7 protein-coding genes are annotated in these 22,364 nt (G+C 68.0%); all 7 read right to left on the reverse strand.

Features of this window, described 5'->3' with window-relative positions; all coding sequences use genetic code 11:
* Window positions 1-90: 90 nt before the first annotated feature.
* The 7 genes from WFP78_RS00800 to WFP78_RS00830 all read right to left on the reverse strand — a co-directional run bounded on the left by WFP78_RS00800 (window position 91) and on the right by WFP78_RS00830 (window position 22,362).
* Window positions 91-4,152 (reverse strand): LVIVD repeat-containing protein, encoded by a 4,062-nt coding sequence (locus WFP78_RS00800; RefSeq protein ID WP_336957858.1) that lies wholly within the window; start codon window positions 4,150-4,152, stop codon window positions 91-93.
* Window positions 4,152-6,011: a hypothetical protein gene (locus tag WFP78_RS00805; RefSeq protein WP_336957859.1), complete on the reverse strand. Its 1,860-nt coding sequence runs from the start codon at window positions 6,009-6,011 to the stop codon at window positions 4,152-4,154. Before WFP78_RS00805 ends, WFP78_RS00800 begins: the two co-directional genes overlap by 1 nt.
* A 3-nt stretch (window positions 6,012-6,014) precedes the next feature.
* Entirely contained in the window at window positions 6,015-8,000 is a 1,986-nt protein-coding gene (locus WFP78_RS00810) for a heme-binding protein (RefSeq protein WP_336957860.1), read from the reverse strand.
* Complete coding sequence (locus WFP78_RS00815; RefSeq protein ID WP_336957861.1) at window positions 8,000-9,343, reverse strand: multiheme c-type cytochrome; 1,344 nt, start codon at window positions 9,341-9,343, stop codon at window positions 8,000-8,002. The genes WFP78_RS00810 and WFP78_RS00815 overlap by 1 nt, the downstream gene beginning before the upstream one ends.
* A 262-nt stretch (window positions 9,344-9,605) precedes the next feature.
* Window positions 9,606-11,039: an aldehyde dehydrogenase family protein gene (locus WFP78_RS00820; RefSeq protein WP_336957862.1), complete on the reverse strand. Its 1,434-nt coding sequence runs from the start codon at window positions 11,037-11,039 to the stop codon at window positions 9,606-9,608.
* 86 nt (window positions 11,040-11,125) lie between these two features.
* Complete coding sequence (locus tag WFP78_RS00825) at window positions 11,126-12,766, reverse strand: acetolactate synthase large subunit (RefSeq protein ID WP_336957863.1); 1,641 nt, start codon at window positions 12,764-12,766, stop codon at window positions 11,126-11,128.
* A 68-nt stretch (window positions 12,767-12,834) separates the two neighbouring features.
* The gene (locus tag WFP78_RS00830) at window positions 12,835-22,362 is read right to left on the reverse strand and encodes a beta strand repeat-containing protein (protein ID WP_336957864.1); all 9,528 of its coding nucleotides are present in this window, start codon (window positions 22,360-22,362) and stop codon (window positions 12,835-12,837) included.
* Window positions 22,363-22,364: the final 2 nt, after the last annotated feature.

The raw sequence follows: 22,364 nt of genomic DNA on the forward strand, positions 1-22,364 counted from the left end.
ATCGCGGAAGCAGCCCTTTGGCCCTGATTTCATGGAGAAATTTGCCCCGATATGGAGTTGATGGAACTATGTTGCGCGCTTCGCTTCCATTCAGCGCGCCACCGCCTTCATCGGCGGGCGCCAACCCGCCATGTCCACATCGTCGCTGACCTTGTAGGGGATGCCCTTGCCGGTCAGGAACAGCCGCTCCATTTCGCTCCGGGTGAAGGGCCGCGCGCCAAGGCGGCCGAAAACCGCGATCTGCCCGCCGGTCTCGTCCACCGCCCGGTCGCGGTCCAGCCCCTTGGAGAGCGCCAGCGCGGGCGAGGGCGTGCGCGCCCAGGCGATCAGTTCCGGCATGGGGGCGGGCGAGAAGCCGTAAAAATTGGGCTGGCTCGCCGGGCTGGTGAGCTGGACCACCTTCATGCCGTTCTTCCCGTCCGCCACATAGGCGAAGAGCGAGGCGTTGGTGGTGGCGACGACGACATCCTCCGCATCGTTCATGGCGCCGCCGAAGGTCTCCTTGCGGTAGATGACGGGCTTGGTCGGATTGGTGATGTTGACGATGACGAGCCCGTCCGCCTTCGCCGCGACATAGGCATAGGTCCGCGCGAGGTAGACGCGGCGCGCATCGGCCAGCGGCACCGTGGCGGAGGGGACTGCGACCGGATCGGTCAGCCTGGTGACGTCGAACAGCTTGAGCCCGTCGGCATCCGTCACCCAGAGGTAGCGGAACTGGATGGCGCTGGCCCGCGCATCCTTCAGCGGGCGGACGGCCGCAAGACGGGGATGCAGCGGATCGGCAAGGTCCACCACCACCAGCCCCGCGTCCGCAGCGATATAGGCGATCTGCCCGGCCAGCTGGATATGCCGCGCACCGTTCAGCACGCCGTCCGGGTTCCAGGTGACGGCGCGTTTCAGGAAATTGTTGCGGAACTCGCCATCGGCCAAAGTCTCGATATTGACCATGATCAGCCCTTCGACGCTGTCGGTGACGGCGGCATAGGAATAGATCGGCAGGAAGGGCTGTTCCTGATTGATCCTGCGCAGTTCCGGAGTGGAGCGCAGCGGGTTGATCGGCTGGTTGGTGGGCAGCGCGACGCAGGTGGCGTTTTTCGACCTGACGCCGGTATCATGGCCGAGCGCGGAGAAGGGGCCGGAGACGATGCGCTCGGAAAAGCCCTTATTGGCGACCGACGCCACATCATAGGCGCGGAAACCCCCGCTGCCTTCCGCCACGAACATATATTCACCGCGCAGTTGCAGGCAGCCCACGCGACCCTTCGTGCCCTGCGTGACGTTGCGGAACTCCTCCATCGGCTGCGTTTCGCCCGAAGCCTTGCTGTCGAAGGTCTTGCCGCGCACCCAGTTGATGAGTTCCCGGCCATTCTTCTCCACATGCATCCGCCAATAATCGGGATAGGCATATTTCTGCAGATAAGAGCCGATCACCGCCTGCGGCTCGTCCCATTCGGTGACGCGGATCGCCTCGAACCCGTCCTGCAGCCCGGTCCAGGCGTTCATGCCCATGAAGTTCACGAAATTGGTGCCGAGCAGCAGCAACTGCGCCATGATCGCGTTGTTGTCGTCCTTCACCGACAGGTGGCAGTCCGAGCAGGTCTTCGTCTCGGTCTTGCGCACCGTATGCGGGAAATGCGGGGCGAAAGCTTGCGACGAGAAGCCGATGCCGGAAATCGGCGGCTGCTGGATGTAGATGCGCTCGCGGTTGATGTTCGTGGAGGACAGCACCAGCGCGGAGGTGGAGCGGACCGGGGTGATCTCATTACCCTTGGTCGTCATGTGGCGGCCCAACTGGAACATCTCGTCGCGCGCGACCTGCGGGTTGTAGGTCGCGAAGTTGCGCGTTTCCTCACCCTCGAAATGCTGGATCTTGGTTTTCCAGTTCGCCTCGATCGGCAGGTGACAGCCGCCGCAACTGGTCGTCCAGCTGAGGTGACAGGTGAAGCAGGCCATCTCGTCCGGGTTATGCGCCCGGTCTTCCTTGGGCACGCCGGGGCCGAAGGCGAAGCTGCCATCCTCCGCGCCGGACTTGCTCATCAGCTTCGCGCGGGCGGCGCGGGCGTTGAAATGCGGGCTGGTGGCGTCGACCGCATCCTTGACCAGGCTGACCTCCCATTCCAGCTTCGGATCGACGATGGAGCGCTGGATCAGCTTGCGGCGGCCGCCAGCGTCATAATACCATTCGAAGCGGCGCTTGCCGTCCGGGTTGCGCAGCAGGGTGAGGTTGGTGCCGCCCGGAGGCGCCGCCGGACCGGAGGTGAGCAGGGTCGGCCATGCGTCCGCCGTGCCGTGGCAATCCTTGCAGCCGATCTCGATGGCGTTCGCTACCTCGCCATAGATATAGCCATTGCCGTGGCTGTCCTGCGCGAAATGGCAGTCGGCGCATTGCAAGCCCTTTTCCGCATGGATGTCCATCATGTGGACGGCCTTGCCCTTCTGTTCTCCCGGCTGGACGAACTCGGGTGCTCCGGCCTTGCGGAATTTCTCCGGGTCGTCATTCGCCACGACCTTGCCGTCCGCATCGAGCAGATTGCCCTCGCGGTCGCGCTTGAAGATCGCACGGAAGTTCCAGCCATGGCCATGATAGTCGGCGAACTGGGTGTCCTTCGCCTTGGGGTTCACATCGTCATAGACGTTGCGCAGAAAATCGAGATCGGACCAGCGCCCGCGCGGCGCGGCACCCTCCGGGTTGCGTTCCAGCGTCTCATGCACTTCCGCAGCCGTGGGATATTTCTGCTTTTCCGGCCACATCAGCGGCGCGTCGGACTCATAGTCCCACATGGTGTAGCCAAGATAGCTGTTCAGGAAGATGTTGGGCTGGTGCATGTGGCAGTTCATGCACTGCGCCGTCGGAATGGCGCGGGTGAAGGCATGGCGGATCGGGTGGCCGCTTTCCTTGACCGCGCCGATGGGATGATCGGCAGGCGGCGCGGCATCATGCCCGGTGTCGCCATGGGGCTCTTCCGTCCCCTTCAGGGCACCATGGCCGCCGCCATGTTCGCCCTCAGCGCTCGCCATCTTGTTCGCGATGGTGGGATCGACCGTCGCCGTCTGCCCGTCCCGGCCATATTGGGCGTAGATCAGGCTGTGGCGCGGCTCGCGGTCATTGGCATAGACGACATGACAGCCCGAGCAGCCCGAATGGCGATAGTCGCCCGGCTGGTCGTTGGTGCCCATGAACCACATGAACGGATCGTTGAGGCGGGTCTTGTGGATGTTGAGCACGGGGATGGCGACGCGGATGCCGGTGGCCGGGCCACGGCTCGACTGCTTGAGGTCGGGCCGGCCCGGCTCCTCCAGCCGCTGGATGGAACCGGTGGGGTTGGGCAGGCCGATTTCTGGGAACTGGGTCGCGATATTGCGCCCGCCGCGCTCGAACACGCGGAAGATGTCGCCCGGTGGGATGACATGCCATGTCGGCAGCGGATACATTTCGGCAAGCGCCCCGCGCGCCTTCTGCTCGGCGGTCAGCGTGCCGGGCGGCGATCCGGGGGAGACAATCTTCGCCGGCTTGCCGTCGCGGGTATAGGCTTCGCCGAAGATATAGTTCTTGAAGGGGACGATGCCGTTATTATACGCCGCCCCGCCCCACAGCATCGCGCCAGAGGCCATCAGCGATCGCTCGGCTGCCTCGATCGTCTGCAGATGGCAGGCGCCGCAGGCCTCGCGCGCCACGCGATAGTCGCTGGGGTTCACGAAGCGGACGAATTCCGGCGCTTCCCGGTTCAGCAGCGCGTAGCTGCGCTTGGGATTGGCGGAGGAGGGATAGTGCCAGCTTTCGGGATAGGTCGGCAGCACATGCGCCTTCTCCCGCGCGGCGACATAGGCGGGGTCGTCAAACCCATGCGAGGGATCGCCGCGCACCGCCGCATTGCCGCCATGGCAATCCGCGCAGCCCAGCTTCACGGCGGGCGTGGCGTGCATCGAGGGTTCGTCGCTGGCGGTGTGGCAGCTGACGCAGCCGTCGGTCTTTTCCGCGACCTGCGCATCCGTCTGGCTCATCGGCGCGGACGGGGCGGTGACATAGATGCGCTTCACCGGCTTCTCGTCGTCGCTGGCCTTGAGCATCGCGACCGGGATCAGCAGCGCGGCGAGCAGCAAAACAGCCCATGTCCGCAGCGGGATGGCGGGAAGGAAGCGGGCGCGCGCCATCAATAGCTCACGATCAGGTTGGCGAGCACGGAATAATAGGCCTTGTTCCGGTCGCGATTGGTGAAGAGATCCTTGAAGCCGTCACCGGGCAGCAGCGTCGCGGCCGAGAGGCGGAACACGATGTTCTGCGTCGCCTTGGGCCGCCAGATCGCGGCAGTCGACAGGTCCCAGCCGATGGATTTCGGAATGCTGCCCTCGACGCGCAGCTGCTGCAGCGTCGCGCTATTCTCGAACCACAGATGATTGGCGTTGGCGGACAGGCGGACCTGCGGCGTCAGGTCGAAATCCGCGCCCGCGCCGACCAGCATCGTGCCGGGATTGTTGAAGTTCGACTGGCCCTGTTCCTTGGACGAGCGCAGCGAATTGAGGATGCCGTTGCGGCCGTTGATGGAGATGACACGCCCGCCGCCCGCAAAGGGGATGGTCTGCCTGATCCAGTAGCTGGTGTCGGCGCCCGCAAAGACCGGGTTCTCGAAGATCGCGTCGAAGCCGTTTTCGGTATCGTCATTGGGATCGCCATCGCCGCTCGCATAAAGGCCGGACAGGCGGAAGCGCATCCAGTCGATGTCGTAGCTCAGCTCCGCCGCCGCGAAGAAGGCGCGGATTTCCGCCTTGCGGTCGGTGAAGAAGCTGTTCCGGTCCTCGCCCAGCGCGCCATAGAGCGATCCGGTGAGGTTCAGCCGCCCGATCCGTCCATCGACACTATAGCCCAGATACACGACATCATAGTCTCGGCCCCGCAAGGTGCCGAGCAGCGCGGGGCGCACCGGGAAGCCATTGTCGTCGATCTCGACGTCGTTCTTCTCCCGGTTCATATTGTAGACGGCAGTGATCTGGCTGGTGAGGCCGGGCAGCAGGAAATCCTGCCGATAGACATTGGCGACGAAGACGAAATCGTCGCGCGGCTTGCGGGTGACGTTGTTCAGCCCGGAATTGGTATCCTTCTCCAGCCGCCAGAAGGCCGCGAGGTTGAACTGGAAGCGGTTGTTGTCGCGATTGCCGAACAGGCGCACGCCTAGCTGCTGGTCGTTGAACAGGAAGCCGCGAAAATCGCTCTGGAACGGCTGGATGCCGACCCGGATCGAGCGGAAGTCATAACGATCAGACGTGTTGGCGAGGTGATAGTCGACGAAGGCTTCCTGCACGCCCAGGAAATGGTCGGTGCGGCGGCTGCGTTTGCTGGGCTCCACGAACAGCACGCGCCGCTCGGGCACATTCACATGGTTGACGTTGAAGGCCAGCGTCAGGCGATATTCGATCTCCGGCGGCTTGAACGCGGTCGATCCTTTGATGAGCGCGACGCCGCCGATGAAGGTCTGGCTCAGCACATAGCTGGCATCCTTGCCGAACACGTCCAGGCTGCCGGGCCGCTCGGTGGTCTGCACGCCAACGGGGATGGGGAAGGTGCGCGGCTCCAGTACCGTGTCGCTGACGGCATTGACGACGAGGAACCAGTCGTCGCCCTTGATCGGCAGCCACGGCACCTTGGCCCGGTCGATGGGCCGGTCGCCCTTCAGCGTGTTCTGATTATAGGGATCGAACCAGCGTTCCTTGACGACGCCCAGGCTCTCGATCAGTCGCCAGCGATCCGGGATCGGCACCTGATCGGTCGGGAAGGCTTCGGGCGGCGGCGCGGTGATGGCGCCGGTATTGGTCTGGGTGACGGCGTCCGGCAGCTCTTTCTCGAAGCCGGGGCGGCGGCGGCCGTCGATCAACTGGTCCTGCGCGGGGTCTTCAGCCGGCGGATTGACGATCTCCTGCCAGTTTTCGGGCGGCGGCGGGGGCACGGGGGCGCCCTGTTGCAGGGCGCCCTGCGCCGCCATCGCCGCGACCATCGGCAGGAGGGAGGCTATCGCCATCGCCTACAGCCCCTCGCACACATTCTGGTTGCTGGTGTCGAGGAACGGCGCGAAGGGGCAGCCGACAAAACGCAGCCGCACCGTGGCGTTGCCCAGATCGACCACGATCTGGTCGGAACGGATGGCGGCGGGCGCATTGCCGATGCCGCCCACCCGCTGCCCGCCATTATGCAGGCCAAGGAAGCTGATCATGTCGTCCTGATCGATGCCGTCGCCCGACACGCCGATGCCGCCGACCAATACATTGCCGCGATAGATGGGGACGGAGCCGGGGAAAATCTGGATGCCGTTCTGCAGCCGGTTCTGGCCGGTCGCGGCATCGGGAATGGCAGTGCAGCGTTGCGGCGTGTCGCTGGCCGATGCGCCGGTGACGAAGGCGAGATGCGCGCCCAGATTGCCCAGCACCAGCGCCGATTGCAGCCCGGTGGAGAAGGGGTTGAACTGCGCGATCGGGCGGGAGAACGGGCCGTTGGGGCGAGAGACCTCGCCATCGGGGAAATAGGGGCGCGAGATATTGCCGTTGGCGCGGTCGGAAAAGGCGTATTTGCCGGTGAGCGCGCCTTGGTCGTTGAAGAAAGTGCGCGCGGCGGCGACGAAATGCCGCACATCCGCGCTGGGATCGCCCAGCAGCTGGTCGCCGGCCTTCGCGTTGGAGAAGAAGGCGGCGGTGCGCGCCTTCTGCAGCGAGACATCGGTGCCGAAAATCGGCGCATCGGGCGAACGGACGACGCCCAGCACCTGCCCGCGCGTATCGACCACGGAGATGGAGACCTGCGCCCGGCTGTCCAGCGGCTTGCGGATCTGGGCGCGGGCGCGGCTCATCACCTTGAACGCTTCCTCCAGCATCGCCGTCACTTCGGCGGCGGTCAGCGGCTGGGTGATGTCGGCGCCGTCGGTCGCGGCGCGGATCGGGAAGCGGTCATTGCCCGCGCCATCGGTCAGGATGAAGGCGTCGACATTGGAGAATTCGGCGATGCGGGCGGGGCGGATGCCCGACGCCTCTGTGCCATAGGCGGTGCCCGCCAGGATCGCGGGCACGGGATCGCCATAATAGCCGCGCACCGCGACCAGCTGGCCCAACACGCCCACGGTCGCCGCATAGCTGGGCGTGCCGGTGGCGAGCAGGCTGGCATAGCTGGCGTCGGCATAGCGCAGCTGCGTGCCGTCGACGCTGATCTGGTTGGCGCGGATCGCTTCGGGCGCTTCGAAACCGACGGTGCCGGCGAGCGCGATATATTCCTCCGCGTCATCGTCCACATCGAGGATATTGGGATCGAAGCCATAGACCCCGTCCGCCATCACGCCGATGCCGCCGACGACCACCCCGTTCTTGTACAGCGGGAAGCCGCCCGGATCGGCGGCGAGGCCCAGCGGCGAGCGCTTGGGGCCGATCAGCGCGCCGCTGCCCGATGCGGCGAAGCGGGCGTTGAGATCGGAACAGGGCAACTGGCTGAACTGCACGCCGAACAGCGGGCCGCTTTCAAGGCCGACGGTGGTCGGCGCGGGCGGGAAATGCGGCTGCACGATCTGGCTCGCCGTGCGGGTGGAAAAGGCATTGCCGCCGCTGGAGAGATAGGCGCCGGTGATCGCCTTGGCGATGGCGCCGCCCGCCGCCGGGATCGTCAGGTCCTGCACGTCGATATTATCGCCATTGGGCGCGGCGGAGATGACGGCGTTGGCGCGCGCGCCGGTCATGGCGAAGATGGCGAGCACATTGCCGACCCGGTCGGTGACGGCGATGGTGGCGGGCAGGTTGCGCGCCTTGGCCTCCGCCGCCGCGCGCGCGACGATCGTCTCGACATCGGCGACACTCAGCGATTCCTGCGCGGGCACGGCGAAGACGCCCGTGGGTGTCGGCGTGGGGGTGGGCGATGGCGTGGGCGTGCCGCCGCCACTGCTCCCGCCTCCGCCGCCGCAGGAGGAGAGGATGAGGGTAGAGGCTGCCAGCAGGGTCGCCGTCCGCGCGATCTTCGTGGTTCGAAGCGACATCAGCGCAGCGCCCCGATGCTCGATACGGCGCTGCCCAGCGCGTTGCGGAACGCGGCGGGGTGGAAGCTGTTGGGCTCCCTCACGGCGGCATAGGCGCGGTTGATGCTGGCCCGGATGCCCGCCGCCGCGCCTTGCGTCACCCGGCCCGAGCGGACCATGGCGTTCAGCATGGTGTCGACCCCCATCACCGCCTGCACCGCGCCTTCATAATCGGTGAAGCGTGGGCTGAGCGCCGTGCCGCCGATCTGCTGCACGATGGCGAAACCCATGTCGCCGCCGGCCGAAGACGAGCTGGCCGAAGACAGCGCCGATGCCAGTGCGCCGGCCGTCTGCGAAAGCCGCCCGGCTGCCGCGATGGCGGCCCCCCGATCCTTCGCAATCGCCGCATGGAAGGCGCGGCTGTCGCTGTCGAGCCGCCCGGCGAGCGCGGGCGCGGCGACCTTGGCCGCGGCGGACAGCATGATCATATTCTCGTCGTTGAAGGGCGGCATGCCGGCCGGGATGGGCCGGGCGGGATTGGCTTCCCATGTCTTCACCCGCTCGTCCTGATCGTAGATGCGGCGGTGGCAGCTGTGGCAATCGAAGAAATAAAATTCGGGGAAGGCGCCTTCCGTGCCCCTGGCGCTGGCATAGAGGCTGGTCGCGCGCTCCACCGCCATCGCCTGTCCCACCGCCCACATGGCAACGCCGTCCATCCGCCCCTTGCGCTGGGCATAGTCGGCATCCTCATCATGATGCGCCTGCAGCGAGGAGAAGAGGTCAAGCTCGAAGGAGATGCGCGGATGCCCTGCCGCCATCAGCCGGTGGGTGACGAACTGGCCCGACTTCGCGCTGCCGAAATGGCAGTCGAGGCACATGGCAGCACGCGCGGCGGGCCGTTCCAGCGGCACCATGCCCTGCGCGACATTGGCGGCATGGGTGGCGCCCACGGCATAATGCGAGGCTATCCAGCCGCCCGCCGGGCCATGGCATGCCTCGCAGCCGACGCCGTCCTGCGTCAGGAAGCGCGCGCCGCGTGCCGAGGCCGCCGGGGTGGAATGGCAGCCAAGGCATTCGCCCGCACCGGTGGGGTCGCCAATGCCCAGTGTCGCGGCGATCTGCCTGCTGCGGCTGCCCGAAAGCACGGCAAAGGCGCGGCTGTGCGCGCCACCGGGGGTCGAGGGTTCCTGCCAGCGGCGAAGCTCGTCCTGCCGCACGACCTTGCCGTCGCCTTCCATGCGGCCATGGCATGTGGTGCCGGCGCAGGAGGCCACGCCCAGGAAGCTGCCCACGCCGCCGCCCGCCGCCGCATCCGCCCTGCCGTCGATGCGGCCGGGCAGGGCGATCGACAACGCGCACAGCAACAGTGCCGCCAGCAGCAGGGATGCCGCCAGCGACCGTGAAGGCCGGAACCTCGCCAGCCTGCTTCCTGAAGCGATGCCTGGTGCTGCATGTGAATTGCCTTCACGCGCAGCGACACGGCCCCCCGCCTGTACCCCCCCGAACCCCATGCTCTCGCCCCCGTTCGAGACACATGCCGTGTCCCGGATGGTAGTCCCTTGCGAGCGACCATATTTTCTGTCTTGTTGCGCCATCTTATGCGCGTGGCACCGCGCCTTTCAATCCTTATCGGCGGCGAATGACGAGATTGCGTATCTCCGTCATGTCCTCCATAGCGAAGCGGATGCCCTCGCGGCCCAGCCCGCTGTCCTTGACGCCGCCATAGGGCATGTTGTCGACCCGATAGCTGGGCACGTCGTTGATGACGACGCCGCCCACGTCCAGCCTGTCCCACGCATCGAACATCTGGAACAGGTCGCGGGTGAAGATGCCGGCCTGCAGCCCGAATTTGCTGTCGTTGACGATCTCCAGCGCCTGGTCGAAGCTGCTGAACGGCATCAGGAACGCGACCGGACCAAAGGCTTCCTCGATATTGAGATTGGTGTCGTGCGCCACCTTTTCCAGCAAGGTTGCCTCCAGCATCGCGCCCTCGCGCCTGCCGCCACAGAGCAGCGTCGCGCCCTTGGCGACCGCCTCCTGTATCCAGCCGTCCAGCCGCCTGGCCTCGCCCTCGGAAATCATCGGGCCGACAAAGGTGTTGCGGTCCTTGGGATCGCCTGCGACCAGCGTCTTCGTCCTCGCGACCAGCATGTCGCGGAAGCGGTCATAGACCTTCTCGTGGATCAGGATGCGCTGCACCCCGATGCAGCTCTGCCCGGACTGGTAGAAGGCGCCGAAGACCACTCGCTCCAGAGCGTCCTCAAGATCGGCGTCATGGTCGATGATGACGGCCGCATTGCCGCCCAGTTCCAGCACCACCTTCTTCTTGCCGGCCTTGGCCTTCAGATCCCAGCCGACGCCGGGCGATCCGGTGAAGGAGAGCAGTTTCAGCCGGTCGTCCTGCGTGAACAGGTCCGCGCCGTCGCGATGGGCGGGCAGGATGGAGAAGGCGCCCTCGGGCAGGTCGGTCTCCGCCAGCACCTCGCCCATGATGATCGCGCCCAGCGGCGTGCGGCTGGCCGGCTTCATGACGAAGGGGCAGCCCACGGCGATGGCCGGCGCGACCTTGTGCGCGGCGAGATTCAGCGGGAAGTTGAAGGGCGAGATGAAGCTGCACGGGCCGATCGGCACGCGTTTCCAGATGCCCTGATAGCCCTTGGCGCGTGGCGAGATGTCCAGCGGCTGGACCTCGCCGGTCATCCGCGTCGATTCCTCGGCGGCGATGCGGAAGGTGTCGATCAGCCGCCCGACCTCGCCCTCGCTGTCCTTGATCGGCTTGCCCGCCTCGACGCACAGCGCATAGGCAAGTTCGTCGAACCGCTCGCGAAAGCGCGTCACGCAATGGTCGAGCACCGCCTGCCGTTCATAGCTCGCCATCCTCGCCATCGGCTCGGTCGCGCGCACGGCGCCGGCTATGCCCTCCAGGATGGTCGCCGCATCGGCCTGCGCCACGCGGAAGGCGACCTCTCCGGTGAACTTGTCCGTCACCTCCAGGTCGGCATTGGGCTGGGCGGCCCGGTTGTTGAGGTAGAGGGGGTAGATGTCTTTCAGCATGGTCATGACGATGTCCCGTTCGGGCTGAGCCTGTCGAAGTCCTTGCCCCTGCCCGGCTGCGCGCGCGGGCAGGAGGTGCGGATGGGAAGACGCTATAACTTGGCACTCAGTTCCTTGATATCCTTGTTCAATATCTGGTCGTTCTCCGAATAGTCCACCGGGCAGTCGATCAGGTGGACGCCGGGCGTGTCGCGCGTGTGCTTGAGCAGTTCGACCAGATGCTCGGCGCTTTCCACCCGATAGCCATTGGCGCCATAGCTTTGCGCATATTTGACGAAATCGGGATTGCCATAGGTCAGGCCGAAATCCTTGAACCCCATATTCGCCTGCTTCCAGCGGATCATGCCATAGCTGCCGTCGTTGAGGATCAGCACGGTGATGTTGAGGCCAAGGCGCACGGCCGTCTCCATCTCCTGGCTGTTCATCATGAAGCCGCCATCGCCGCAGATCGCCATCACCTTGCGGTCGGGATAGACCATCGCGCTCGCCATGGCGGAGGGCAGGCCCGCGCCCATGGTGGCCAGCGCATTGTCCAGCAGCACCGTGTTCTGCTGCCGCGCGGGATAGTTGCGGGCGAACCAGATCTTGTAGACGCCATTGTCCAGGCAGATGATGCCGTCGCTGGGCATCGCCTCGCGGACCTTGCGCACCAGAAAGGGCGGGAAGATCGGGAAGCGGGCGTCGCTTTCCAGCGTCTGCGTATGCGCGACTTCCGCCTTGCGATAGTCCAGCATCGTGTCGAAATTCCAGCCGGCGGAGGGGACGATATCCTCCTTCATCTGCCAGATGGCGTTGGCGATATCGCCGATCACCTCGACATTGGGGAAATAGACCGGGTCCACCTCCGCCGAGCGGGTGGAGACATGGATGACCGGACATCCGCCATTCTTCATGAAGAATGGCGGCTTTTCGATCACATCATGGCCGATATTGACGATAAGGTCCGCGCTCTCGATCGCGCGGTGGACGAAATCGCCGGCGGAGAGCGCCGCGCAGCCCAGGAATTTGGGGTGCATCTCGTCGATCACGCCCTTGCCCAGCTGGGTCGTGAGGAAGGGGATACCGGTCTTTTCCACGAACTGCAGCAGCATCCGCCCGGTCATCTTGCGATTGGCACCCGCGCCGATCACCAGCACCGGCGATTTCGCCTTTTCCAGCATGTGGACAGCGGCGCGCACCGCCTTGGGATCGGCCGAGGGGCGGCGGGAGATGCTGGCCTTCAGCGGCAGGCTGTCGGTCTGCTCGTCGGCCACATCCTCGGGAAATTCCAGATGGGTGGCGCCGGGCTTTTCCTCTTCGGCTAGGCGAAACGCCTCGCGCACGCGGCTGGGGATATTGTCGGCGCTGGCGAGCTGGTGGGTATATTTGGTGATCGGCCCCATCATCGCGACGACGTCGAGGATCTGGAAACGGCCCTGCTTCGATTTCTTGATCGGCTTCTGGCCCGTCACCATCAGGATCGGCATGCCGCCCAGCTGGGCATAGGCGGCGGCGGTGACGAGGTTGGTGGCGCCCGGCCCCAGCGTCGCCATGCAGACGCCGGTCTTGCCGGTATGCCGGCCATAGGTGGCGGCCATGAAGCCCGCCCCCTGTTCATGCCGTGTCAGGATGAGCTTGATGCTGGAGCGGCTGAGGCTGTCCAGCATGTCGAGATTTTCCTCGCCGGGAACGCCGAAAATATAGTCGACGCCTTCTTCCTCGAGGCAGCGCACAAACAGGTCGGAAGCCTTCATCGCAGTTCCCCCCAAAGCGGGCATGCGGCGCCATTGCCGCACGCCCCGATATTATTCATCGGCCGGCATCATGGCATCGGCGTTTCCCACAGATCGTCATTGCCCGCGCCCGTCACCGGCTCGTCGATCAGCGGCGGATAGCCATATTGCGGCAGCGACCGCAGCTCGACAAAGGTGGTCGGGAACACCGGCTGGAAAATCTGGCGCGGATCGGTGTCGAATTCGCTGTCCAGCGTGTCCTTGTTGTCGACCGTGACCGGCTGCAACGTGCAGCCGCCGGTGCTGACGATCAGGCAACCGTTCACCGTCGACAACAGGTCGAAACCGCTGGCCACGCGACCGGACGCGCCGTTGATCGACACCAGCGGGATGACGTCCAGCCCGGTGACGAAGCCGGCCGCGCCCGACAGGCGACCGTTGATGACGATCTGCGCCCGGCCGCCGCCGGTGGCCGCATTCTGCGTGGCGATGGCGATGCTGTTGGCGGTGAAGCCGCGCCGGTCGGCAAAGGCATTGGTCGCGCCGACATTCTGGATGTAGACGCCACCGGTCGCCGCAAGGCTGATGGCGTCGGCGCGCAGCATCCCCTCGTCGATCATGATGCCGTCGTTGATGCCCAGCCGGTTGCTGCGGGCTGTCAGCGATGTCGCGGCGGCCACGTCAGCGATGGCGGCGGCGGTCGCGGCGATGATGTCGGCGCTGCGCAGCGAGAGCAGCCCGGCAAGGCCGCCATTGCCATCGCGCAGGTCGATGGTGCCGCTGCCCGCGATCACCTCCAGCGCCTCGTCGGCGGCCAGCGTCAGCCCGCCCTGCGCGCCCAGGCCGGTGATGCGGACATCGCCATTGACCCGCAGCTTGCCCGGCGTCGCGATGGTCAGCGTGCCGTTCTGGCCGATCGCGCCGCCGCTCCCCGCGTTCAGCGTGAAGCTGCCGATCACGACATCCGGCGCGCGGGTGGAGCCGAGCGACGCGCCCGACAATGCGGCCACGCGCGGCGCGGCAACGGCGATCGATCCGGCAAAGAGCCGCGCGATCTCATTGCCCGACAGGCTGTAGCCCAGGGTCGTGTCCGCGCCGCCGATATAGGTCGCGCGCTGGCTGTCCGTGGCGTTGAGCGTCAGCACGCCGGCCGAGGACAGGCTTGCGCCGGTGGCGATGGTGATGTCGCCCGATCCCACGATGATGGTCTGCCCAGCCACCTGCCCGGCAAAGCTGGCCGTGCCGCGCGCAGCGATGCGCAGCGCATTGCCGGCGGTGACGGGGCCGGTCAGCGCCGTGGCGCCGCCGCTGGATGTAATGTCGATATTGGTCGCCGACAGATTGGCCGCCTGCAGGCTGGTCGCGCCGCTCAGGGCAAGATCGCCTGTGGCCGTGCCGCTTCCGACGACCAATGCGCCTGCCGTCGTAACAGCGGCATTGCCTGCGGTCGCATTGAGCTGCGCGACGATGAGCGGACCGGCGGCATTCAGCGCCAGCGATCGCCCGCTTGCCGTCACCGCGCTCGCAGAAGCGATATTGCCCGTGACCGCGATTGCGCCATTGCCTGCGGTCAGGGTCGTTGCCCCGCCCGAGGCGAGGTTGGTGAGCATGATGCCCTGAGCCCCGGCCAACGTCACCGCGCCACCAGCCGACAGGCGGTCGCCGCTGACCGTTCCGTTCGCCAGAATGTCCACCGCGCCGCCGACCGCAAGCGTGCCGAAGGTCGCGCCCAGCGCCGTGATGTCCAGATTGCCGCCGATCGTCCCCTGGGTGAGCCCGACTGGACCGCCCGAAATGAGGGTGAGGCTGGCGAGGGCATCCACCTGCCCGATGGCGATGCTGGCCGCGCTGATCGTCTGGCCTTGCCCAACGGAAAGGCGCCCCAGCGAAAGCGCGCCCGATATGCCGAGCAACCCCGCTTGCGTCACTATGCCGTTCGCATCGACGCTGTCGACCGTGGTGCCCGCCGACAGCGTGCCCAGCGACAGGTCGCCATTGACCGAAAGGCCGACAGATCCACTGCCGATCAGCGATCCGTTGCCCAGCAGGCTGCCGGCCGAGAACAGCGTCAGGCTGCCGGTGCTGGAAAGCACGGCGCCATTGCCCAGGGTGACGGGCCCGGTCAGGCTGGCAAGGAACAGCCGGTCGATCGCGCTGGCACTCGCGGCGGTGGCGGCGGCGGTGGTGAAGGTCAGCGTATCGCGGGCGCGGATGACGATATCGCGCGCCGCCAGGGTGCCGGCGATGCTGACGCGGTTGGGCATGTCGGTGGTGCCGGTGACTGGCCCGATGCGGACCACGTCGCTCGCCGTGATCGCGCCAAGGCAGATATTGCCCTGTCCGCATTCGGGCGAGAGGGCGATGTCGTCGCCCGGGTCCACCGCGCCGGGTGCCGGCGCGCGCAGGATGGCGACGTAGAGGCTGCCCGACTGGATGCTGCTGGCGTTCGCCTGGATCGCCTCGCCCTCCAGGATGACGGGGCGGTTCGGCGCGGCCAGCGTGCCGTCGATCAGGATGGAAGCATAGCCCGGTGTCGTCAGGTCGCGGATGGCATTGCCCGCCGAGAGATAGAGCGCGGCCGGGTCGTCCACGGCATTGGCAAAGCCGGTCGGGCCGGCGGGGTTTTGGGCCGCCGCTATCTGCGCGCCGCTGTGGACGACGATGTTGTTGCCGGCCTCGATCTGGATGCGGTTGTCCGCGCGGACGGTGGCGCCGCTCGCGATGTCGATGCTGCCCAGCGCCTGCGCCAGCACGCCGCCGGTCGACGCGACCGTGCCGGTGATGTTGAGCAGGGCTGGCCCGCTGGGGAATGAAGCGCCGGCGCCGGCCTGCAGGGTCAGCAGGGCGCCGCTGGTGAAGGGATTGCCCGGCAGATAGCTGGTGACGCCCGTCGTCGCGGCATTGCCGATCGTCATGTCGCCCGCCGACTGTGCGGTCAGGCCGTTGACGGCCGCGATATCCGCCGCGCTGATCGTGCTGGTGCCGCTCAACATGTCGAGCAGGTTGCCGGCGCGCAGGCGCGTGCCCGGCCCGGCGGTGATCGGCCCGGCCGCGAAGATGGAGAGGTTGCTCGCGGCGAGCGTATCGACCGGTGTGGCCGGCTGGCCGCCATGGCTGATGGTGATGCTGTCGCTGGAGGTGATGTTCATGGCGCCGGTGGCTGTCAGCGATCCGCTGCCGGCAAAGCTCATCTGCGTGGCGCGGCCGCTGATGCTGGACAGGCTGCCGACGCGGATCGCATTGGCGATGCTGCCGACTGTGATCGCCGGTGTCGGGTTGCTGCTGGCGAGACCGCCGGTGTTGATGAGCGAAAGCTGGTTGGTGACGACCAGGCCGCCGCCGGTCGCCGTGCTGCTGTCGGTCAGTTGCAGGCTGCCATTGCCGCCGGTGTTGGCTGCGGTGACGGAGAGGCTGTCGAACTGGCGGACGGCGCCGCTCGCCATGGTGCCATTATCGCTGTTGGCGATGGAGATATTGCCGCCAAGGTCGAGGCCGGCGGTGCCGGGCGCGCCTGTGGTCGATCCATTGCCGCCCAGGCCGGGCAGGCCGCCCGTGCCGATGGTGCTGATGCTTGTCGTCTGGAAGGCGAAGTCGCCGGTGTTCGCCGCGAAATCGACAAACCCGCCCTGGCCGTTGCCGCCCCCGCCGCCATTGCCGCCGGTCCCCGACGACAGGCTGTCGCCGCCCTGGCCGCCCAGCGCGCCGATCCCGCGCGCGGACAGGCTGTAGAGGTCGGCGCTGGTCGTGCCGATCGTCGCGCGGGCATTGCCGATGCGATAGGTGACGGTGCCGCCCGTCCCGTTGCCGCCGGCGCCGCCATCGCCCCCGTTCGCGCCGCTCGGGCCAAGGCCGCCGACCCCGCCCGCGCCATCGGCAGCGATGCCGCCGCCGGTCATCGAGAGTGCCGCGCCGTTGAGGATGGAGAAGCCCGCATCGCCGCCAGTGCCGCTGCCGCCTGCGCCACCCGCGCCGCCATTGCCGCCGGCGCCGGTCGCGCTCACGAGCGTGTCGACCAGCGTGATGACGGTGCCCGCGCCCGATGCGCTGAAGGCGGCGGTGCCGGCCTGTCCGTCGCCGCCCGACAGGCCGGGCCCCGACAGCGCGTCGCCGGACATGCCGCCTGTCGCATCCGCCGACACCGCAAGCGGCCCGGTGAAGATCGCCGTGGTTGCCGTGGAGAAATCGGCCGAAGCGGTGCCGCCCAGCGCGATGCCACCCAGGCCGCCAGTGCTGCCGATGCCGCCCGTGCCGCCATAACCCATGGCCTCGATACGGGTTTCGGGCAGCAGCAGGCTGGCGGTGATCGCCGTCAGCATCGCGGTGCCGCCCGTGCCATTGCCGCCATTGCCGCCGATACCGGTGGCGCCGATCAGGGTCGAGAAACTGCCGCCTGTGCCGCCAGCGCCGCCCTGGCCGCCGGTGCCGATCGCATGGATGCCGAAGGTATCGGAGACCCCCGCGCCAAGCTGCAGGCTGCCATTGGTGACGGCCAGCGCCGCGCCGCCGCCCGTCGCCGCGCCCCCTGCGCCGCCGCTGCCGCCTGTCCCGGCGACGCCGGTGCTGCTGCCGGTGCCGCCCTGTCCGCCGAGCCCGCCATAGCCATCGCCCGAGGCGAAGAATGTCGTGACGAGGGCGGTGGCGCCGTCGATGCTGAACCGCGCGTCGCCGCCGGTGGCGCTGCCGCCCGCGCCGCCATCGCCACCCTGGCCGCCCGCGACGGTGGATGTGCCGTCGCCGCCCCGGCCGCCATTGCCGCCGACCGCCTGCGCCGAGACGCCAAGGCTGTCGAGCGTTGCCGCCGCGCCGTTGGACAGCCCGAACAGCGTCGTGCCGGCCAGCGCACCGCCGCCCGCGCCAGCGGCGAGCAAGGCCGCCGATCCATCGCCGCCCTGTCCGCCTGTCGCATTGGCGCCAAGGTCGACCAGCGCGAGCTGGAGCAGTGCGCCGCCGCCATCGCCGGTTATCGCCGCCGCGCCGCCCATGGCCGCGCCACCGGCACCGCCGCTGCCGATGGATGCGAGCCCGCCCGCGCCGCCCGTGCCACAGGCGCAGGCGGTGATGCTGTCGACCGCCAGGCTGCCGCCGCTGAGCGTGATCGCCGCCGCGCCGCCATTGCCCGTGCCGCCCCGGCCCCCGTTCGCCGCCGGGCTGAAGCCGCCATTGCCGCCCACGCCGCTGCCGTCGAGATCGAGCGGCCCGGCCAACTGGAGCGTGCTGCCGGTGCCGAGGAAGGATGCGGACCCGCCGGTCGCGCTTCCGCCATTGCCGCCATCGGCCAGGGCGCTCGCACCCTGGCCGCCGGTCGCATGGGCATCGACGCGGACGGACAGGAACTGTGCCTGCGATCCCGTGGCGCTGAACCGGGCGGACCCGCCCAGCGCGTCGCCGCCATTGGCCGCCGTTGCGCCCGGGCTGCCGGAAGGGGCCGTGCCGATGCTGTCGCCACCCAGCGCGCTGGCGCTCAGCAGGATCAGCGCCTGCGGATTGCTCGTCACCATGGAGGCGAGGGCGTCCGTCAGCTGCATCGTGGCGCTGCCGCCGGTCGCATTGCCGCCCTGTCCGGCCGTGCCGCCGGTGCCATAGGTGCCGGGCGCGGCAAGGCCCTGCGCGGTCACGCTGGTCGCATCCCGGAACAGCACCGTCGCGCCATTGCTGGCCGAGAAGAGCGCCGTGCCGCCCGTGCCGTCGCCGCCGCGCGTGCCGGGCAGGGTGACGCCCGTGCCAAACCCGCCCAGACCGCCCGATCCATTGGACGATACCGAAAGAACCGTCGATTGCAGTGTCGCGCTGGTGCCGTCGATCGACAGGGTCGCGTCGCCGCCGATGCCGTCGCCGCCACGGCCGCCCACGCCCGCCGACCCATTGCCGCCCGCGCCGCCGGTGCCTTCGGACTGGACGAGCAGCGTGCCCGAAACGTCCAGTAGGCCGAAGCTGTGGGTCAATATCGCGCCGCCGCCGCCCGTGCCACCGCTGCCTGTGCCGCCCGTACCGCCGATGGCGCCATTGGCGCCCGCCGATCCGGTGCCGCTGGCGGTGATGGTCAGGTTGGCGAAGCTGGGATCGACATCGACCGTCAGCGCCGCCGATCCGCCCGTGCCATTGCCGCCATTGCCGCCATTGCCGGGGCCGAAGCCGTATATCGGGTTGTCCTGCGCGTCATAGCCGATGATCGTGCCGGCGAGACCCGCGCGCCCGCCGCTGCCCGTTGCCGACACGACCATCGTGCCGATGCTGTGGCCTTCGCTCAGATAGGCGATCGTGGCGCCGCCGCCCGATCCGCTGCCGGCATTGCCGCCATTGCCGGCGCTGCCATTGTCGCCGCCCGCACCGCCCGCGCTCCCTGCCGTGACGGTGATCTGCCCCGCGGTCAGCGCGCCGCCCGAAAGGTCCAGCCTTGCCTGCCCGCCGGCGCCGTTGCCGCCATTGCCGGCGATGAAGCTGTCGGGCGAGGACGAGATGAAGACGCCGCCGCCATTGCCCCCGATGCCCGCCGCCGAAACCGTGATCGCGTTCGCGCCGACAGTTGCGGCGCCGCCGGCCGCCATGGTGAAGGTCGCGGTGCCGCCGGTGCCGTTGCCGCCATTGCCGGCATCGGATTCGAACCCGTCCTCGGCCAGCCCGCCGGTGCCGTCCGCGACGATCTGGATCGTGTCGGCGTTCAGCGTTCCGCCCGATGCGGTGAAGCTGGCCGATCCGCCCGTGCCATTGCCCGCAGTGCCCAGCGTGCCGCCGGAAAAGCTGCTCGCAACGCCACCGCCTATACCGCTGGCGTCGATGGCCAGCGTGACGAGGGTCATGGTGCCGCCGCGCAGATCGACATTCACGGCGCCGCCGATCCCGTCGCCCGCGACATAGGGCGCGCCCGCCGAAACGCCGACCGCCCCGCCGGTGCCCCTTGCCCGCAGAGACAGGTCGGTCGCCGACAATGTGCCGGCGTCCATCGTCAGGGTGAAGGTGCCGCCCTGGCCGATGCCGCCATTGCCGCTGTTGAAAAGGGGCCCTTCCACGCCCGGATCGCCGCTGCCGTCGAGATAGCTCTGCACCGTGCCGAATGTCAGCGCCGCGGTCCCCTGCGTGCCCTGAAGGCTGGCGATGGTCACGCTGCCGCCGGTGCCGTTGCCGCCCGTGCCGCCGGCGTCGGCGGTCGATACCCCCGCCTGTCCGGTCGCGCTGATATAGGCAAAGCCGTTCATCGTCAGGTCGGCATCGCTGGCGGAGATCTGGATGGTGCCGCCTGTCGCGTTCGATCCGGTCAGGCCGGTTTCGCCCCTGGCGTCGGCGCTGATGGAACAGCCAAAGCTGCAGCTGCCCAGATCCATGACGCCGCGCGTCGCGGCGGGGGTGTCGGCGAGGATGGAAATGCTGCCTGCCGTCACGTCGCCGGCCACCAGATTGCCGTCCTTCGCATAGGCCGAAACATCCAGCGTCAGCCCCTGGGCGCTGAACGTCCCGCCGCTGGCCGCGAGGGTGATGTTGCCGCCGGCCATCGCCGCTGTCCGGTCGAAGATCGTCGCGCTGAACGATCCGCGCCCTTCGCCCATGGCGGACGCGAACAGATCATTGGCGATCTGGATGCGGCCGCCGTCGCGCGCCCGCACGGTGATGTCGCTGGCCCTGACCGTGCCGGTCCCCGCCGCGCCGCCGCCATAGGCATAGGCGTCGCCATAAAGCGACATCGACTGGCTGAGCGTCAGGCTGCCGGTGCCGCTCACATCGATCAGCACGCCGTCCGCGCCCGGCGTCGCGCCGCCAAAGCCGCCGCCATTGCTGGCGAAGCCGGCCGCCGTCGTCACATCGCCCCGGAAGCTCGTCCATTGCTGGTCGCCATCGGTGATAGCGATGCGCACGTCGCCGCCGGTGGCGCTGCCCGCCTGGCCGGTGGTGGCGGTGCCTGCCGTCGCCTGCGCCGATGCGACGACATCGCCGAACGCCAGGATGCCGCCGCTGCCGGCGCTGATATCCACCGAACCGCCAAAGGCATTGCCGCCGTTGACGGGGGAGGAGACCGCGTCGAACTGGACGGCGGCGGAGGTGTCGATGGTGACATTGCCCAGCGCGAGCGTGCCGCTGCGGGTGGCGGCGAGCGCGACGGACCCGCCGCGCGCGTCGCCCGAGGAATTGGTGCCGATCTCGCTGAAGCTGGTGGCGTTTGCGGAAAAGCTGCCGGCGGTGATCGACCCGAGGTCCGCGATGACGCTGATCGTGCCGCCCGTCGCATCCGCACCGTCCAGCGGCGAAAGCCCGGCTTCGGCACTGGCGTTGGCGTTGATGGAGAGCGCATCGGTGACTCTGATCTGGCCCGGAATAGCGCTCACCGCATCGCTGCCGGTCGCCACCAGGGTGATCGATCCGCCCGCGGTTCCGATGCCGGTCGTCAGGTTCAGCGATTGCGCCGCGCTGATCGTGCCGGAATCGTCGACCCGCATGGAGATGCTGCTGGCTGCGGTCAGCGAAGCTGCCGCCTGGAAGGCGAGCGTGCCGAACAGGCCCGGATCGGCGCTGATCGATCCGGCGGCCAGCGCGGTCATGGCGGATGTGAAGCTGGTCGCGCCCAGCGCGATGTTGGACGTGCCGGTGCCGCCGGTCGCGCTGAAGACATCGGCGTCGCCGTTCGTCACATTATAGCCGGCGGACAGCACTACGGCGCTCTGCTCCTCCGCCACGCTCGCGGCGGCGGCATAGCCCACGGAGCCGGAGAGCAGCATGGTGAGCGCATCGTTCTTGGCGATGCCGACCATGTAGACGCGCTGCGGATCGGGCACGGTCGGCGTCGGCGTGGAGGCGGGGCCGCCGCTGGTGCCGGTGTGGACGATGCCGTTGCCGTCGGTCGTGCCGGCAAGGATCGCGATGTCGAACAGGCCGTTGTTGATCGTGATGTCCGCCTGCTCGGCGGCGACATAGGCGATGGAGCCGTTGGACGAGACGGTGCCGTTCTGCACGATGCGCGGCGCCACCAGCGCGACATAGCCGCCCTGCGTCGCCGCGTTGATCTGGGCTTGTCCGGTGATGGTGATAGCGGAGGTGCTGTTCGCGATGCCCCGGAAGCTCAGGCTGTTGGTGCCAAGGCCGGCGGTGATGTCGTTCGTCGTGAGGATCACCGACCCGGCGTTGATCGCGCCGGTGGGGCCAAGGATGAAGCCGCCGGGCGTGTAGAAATAGACGCTGCCGCCGGTCACTGCCCCGGAGGCACTGAATTGGGTGCTCGTGATGCCGCCGTTCAGCGCCACCGTGCGGTCGAGCACCGGCGCGCCTAATGTATCGACCGGCAGGATGCGGTTGAGGACGGTGAAATCCTGCTGCGCGGACGGGTTGTTGGTGAACTGCGCCGTATGGCCGGAGGGCAGGAAGTCGATATTGCCGGTGCCGTTGGTGTCGGTCGGCCGCCAGTTGATGATGGCGGTGCTGCTGTCCACCTGGATCGTGTCGCCGGTCGCGCCGCTGTTCGAAAAGGTGACGGTGCCCGATTGCACATTCGCCTGCCCGGCAAAGCCGACGCCGTCATAGGTCTGTGCCATGGCGCCGGCGGCATGGAGGCCGCCCATCAGCGCGAGCGCGCTGGCGCAGCCCGATTGCAGCAGGGAGAGGCGCAGGCGCGTGGAGCGGCGGTTCGCGGTCATGG

This window comes from Sphingobium aquiterrae (assembly GCF_037154135.1).
In the GTDB taxonomy this organism is placed as follows: domain Bacteria; phylum Pseudomonadota; class Alphaproteobacteria; order Sphingomonadales; family Sphingomonadaceae; genus Sphingobium; species Sphingobium aquiterrae.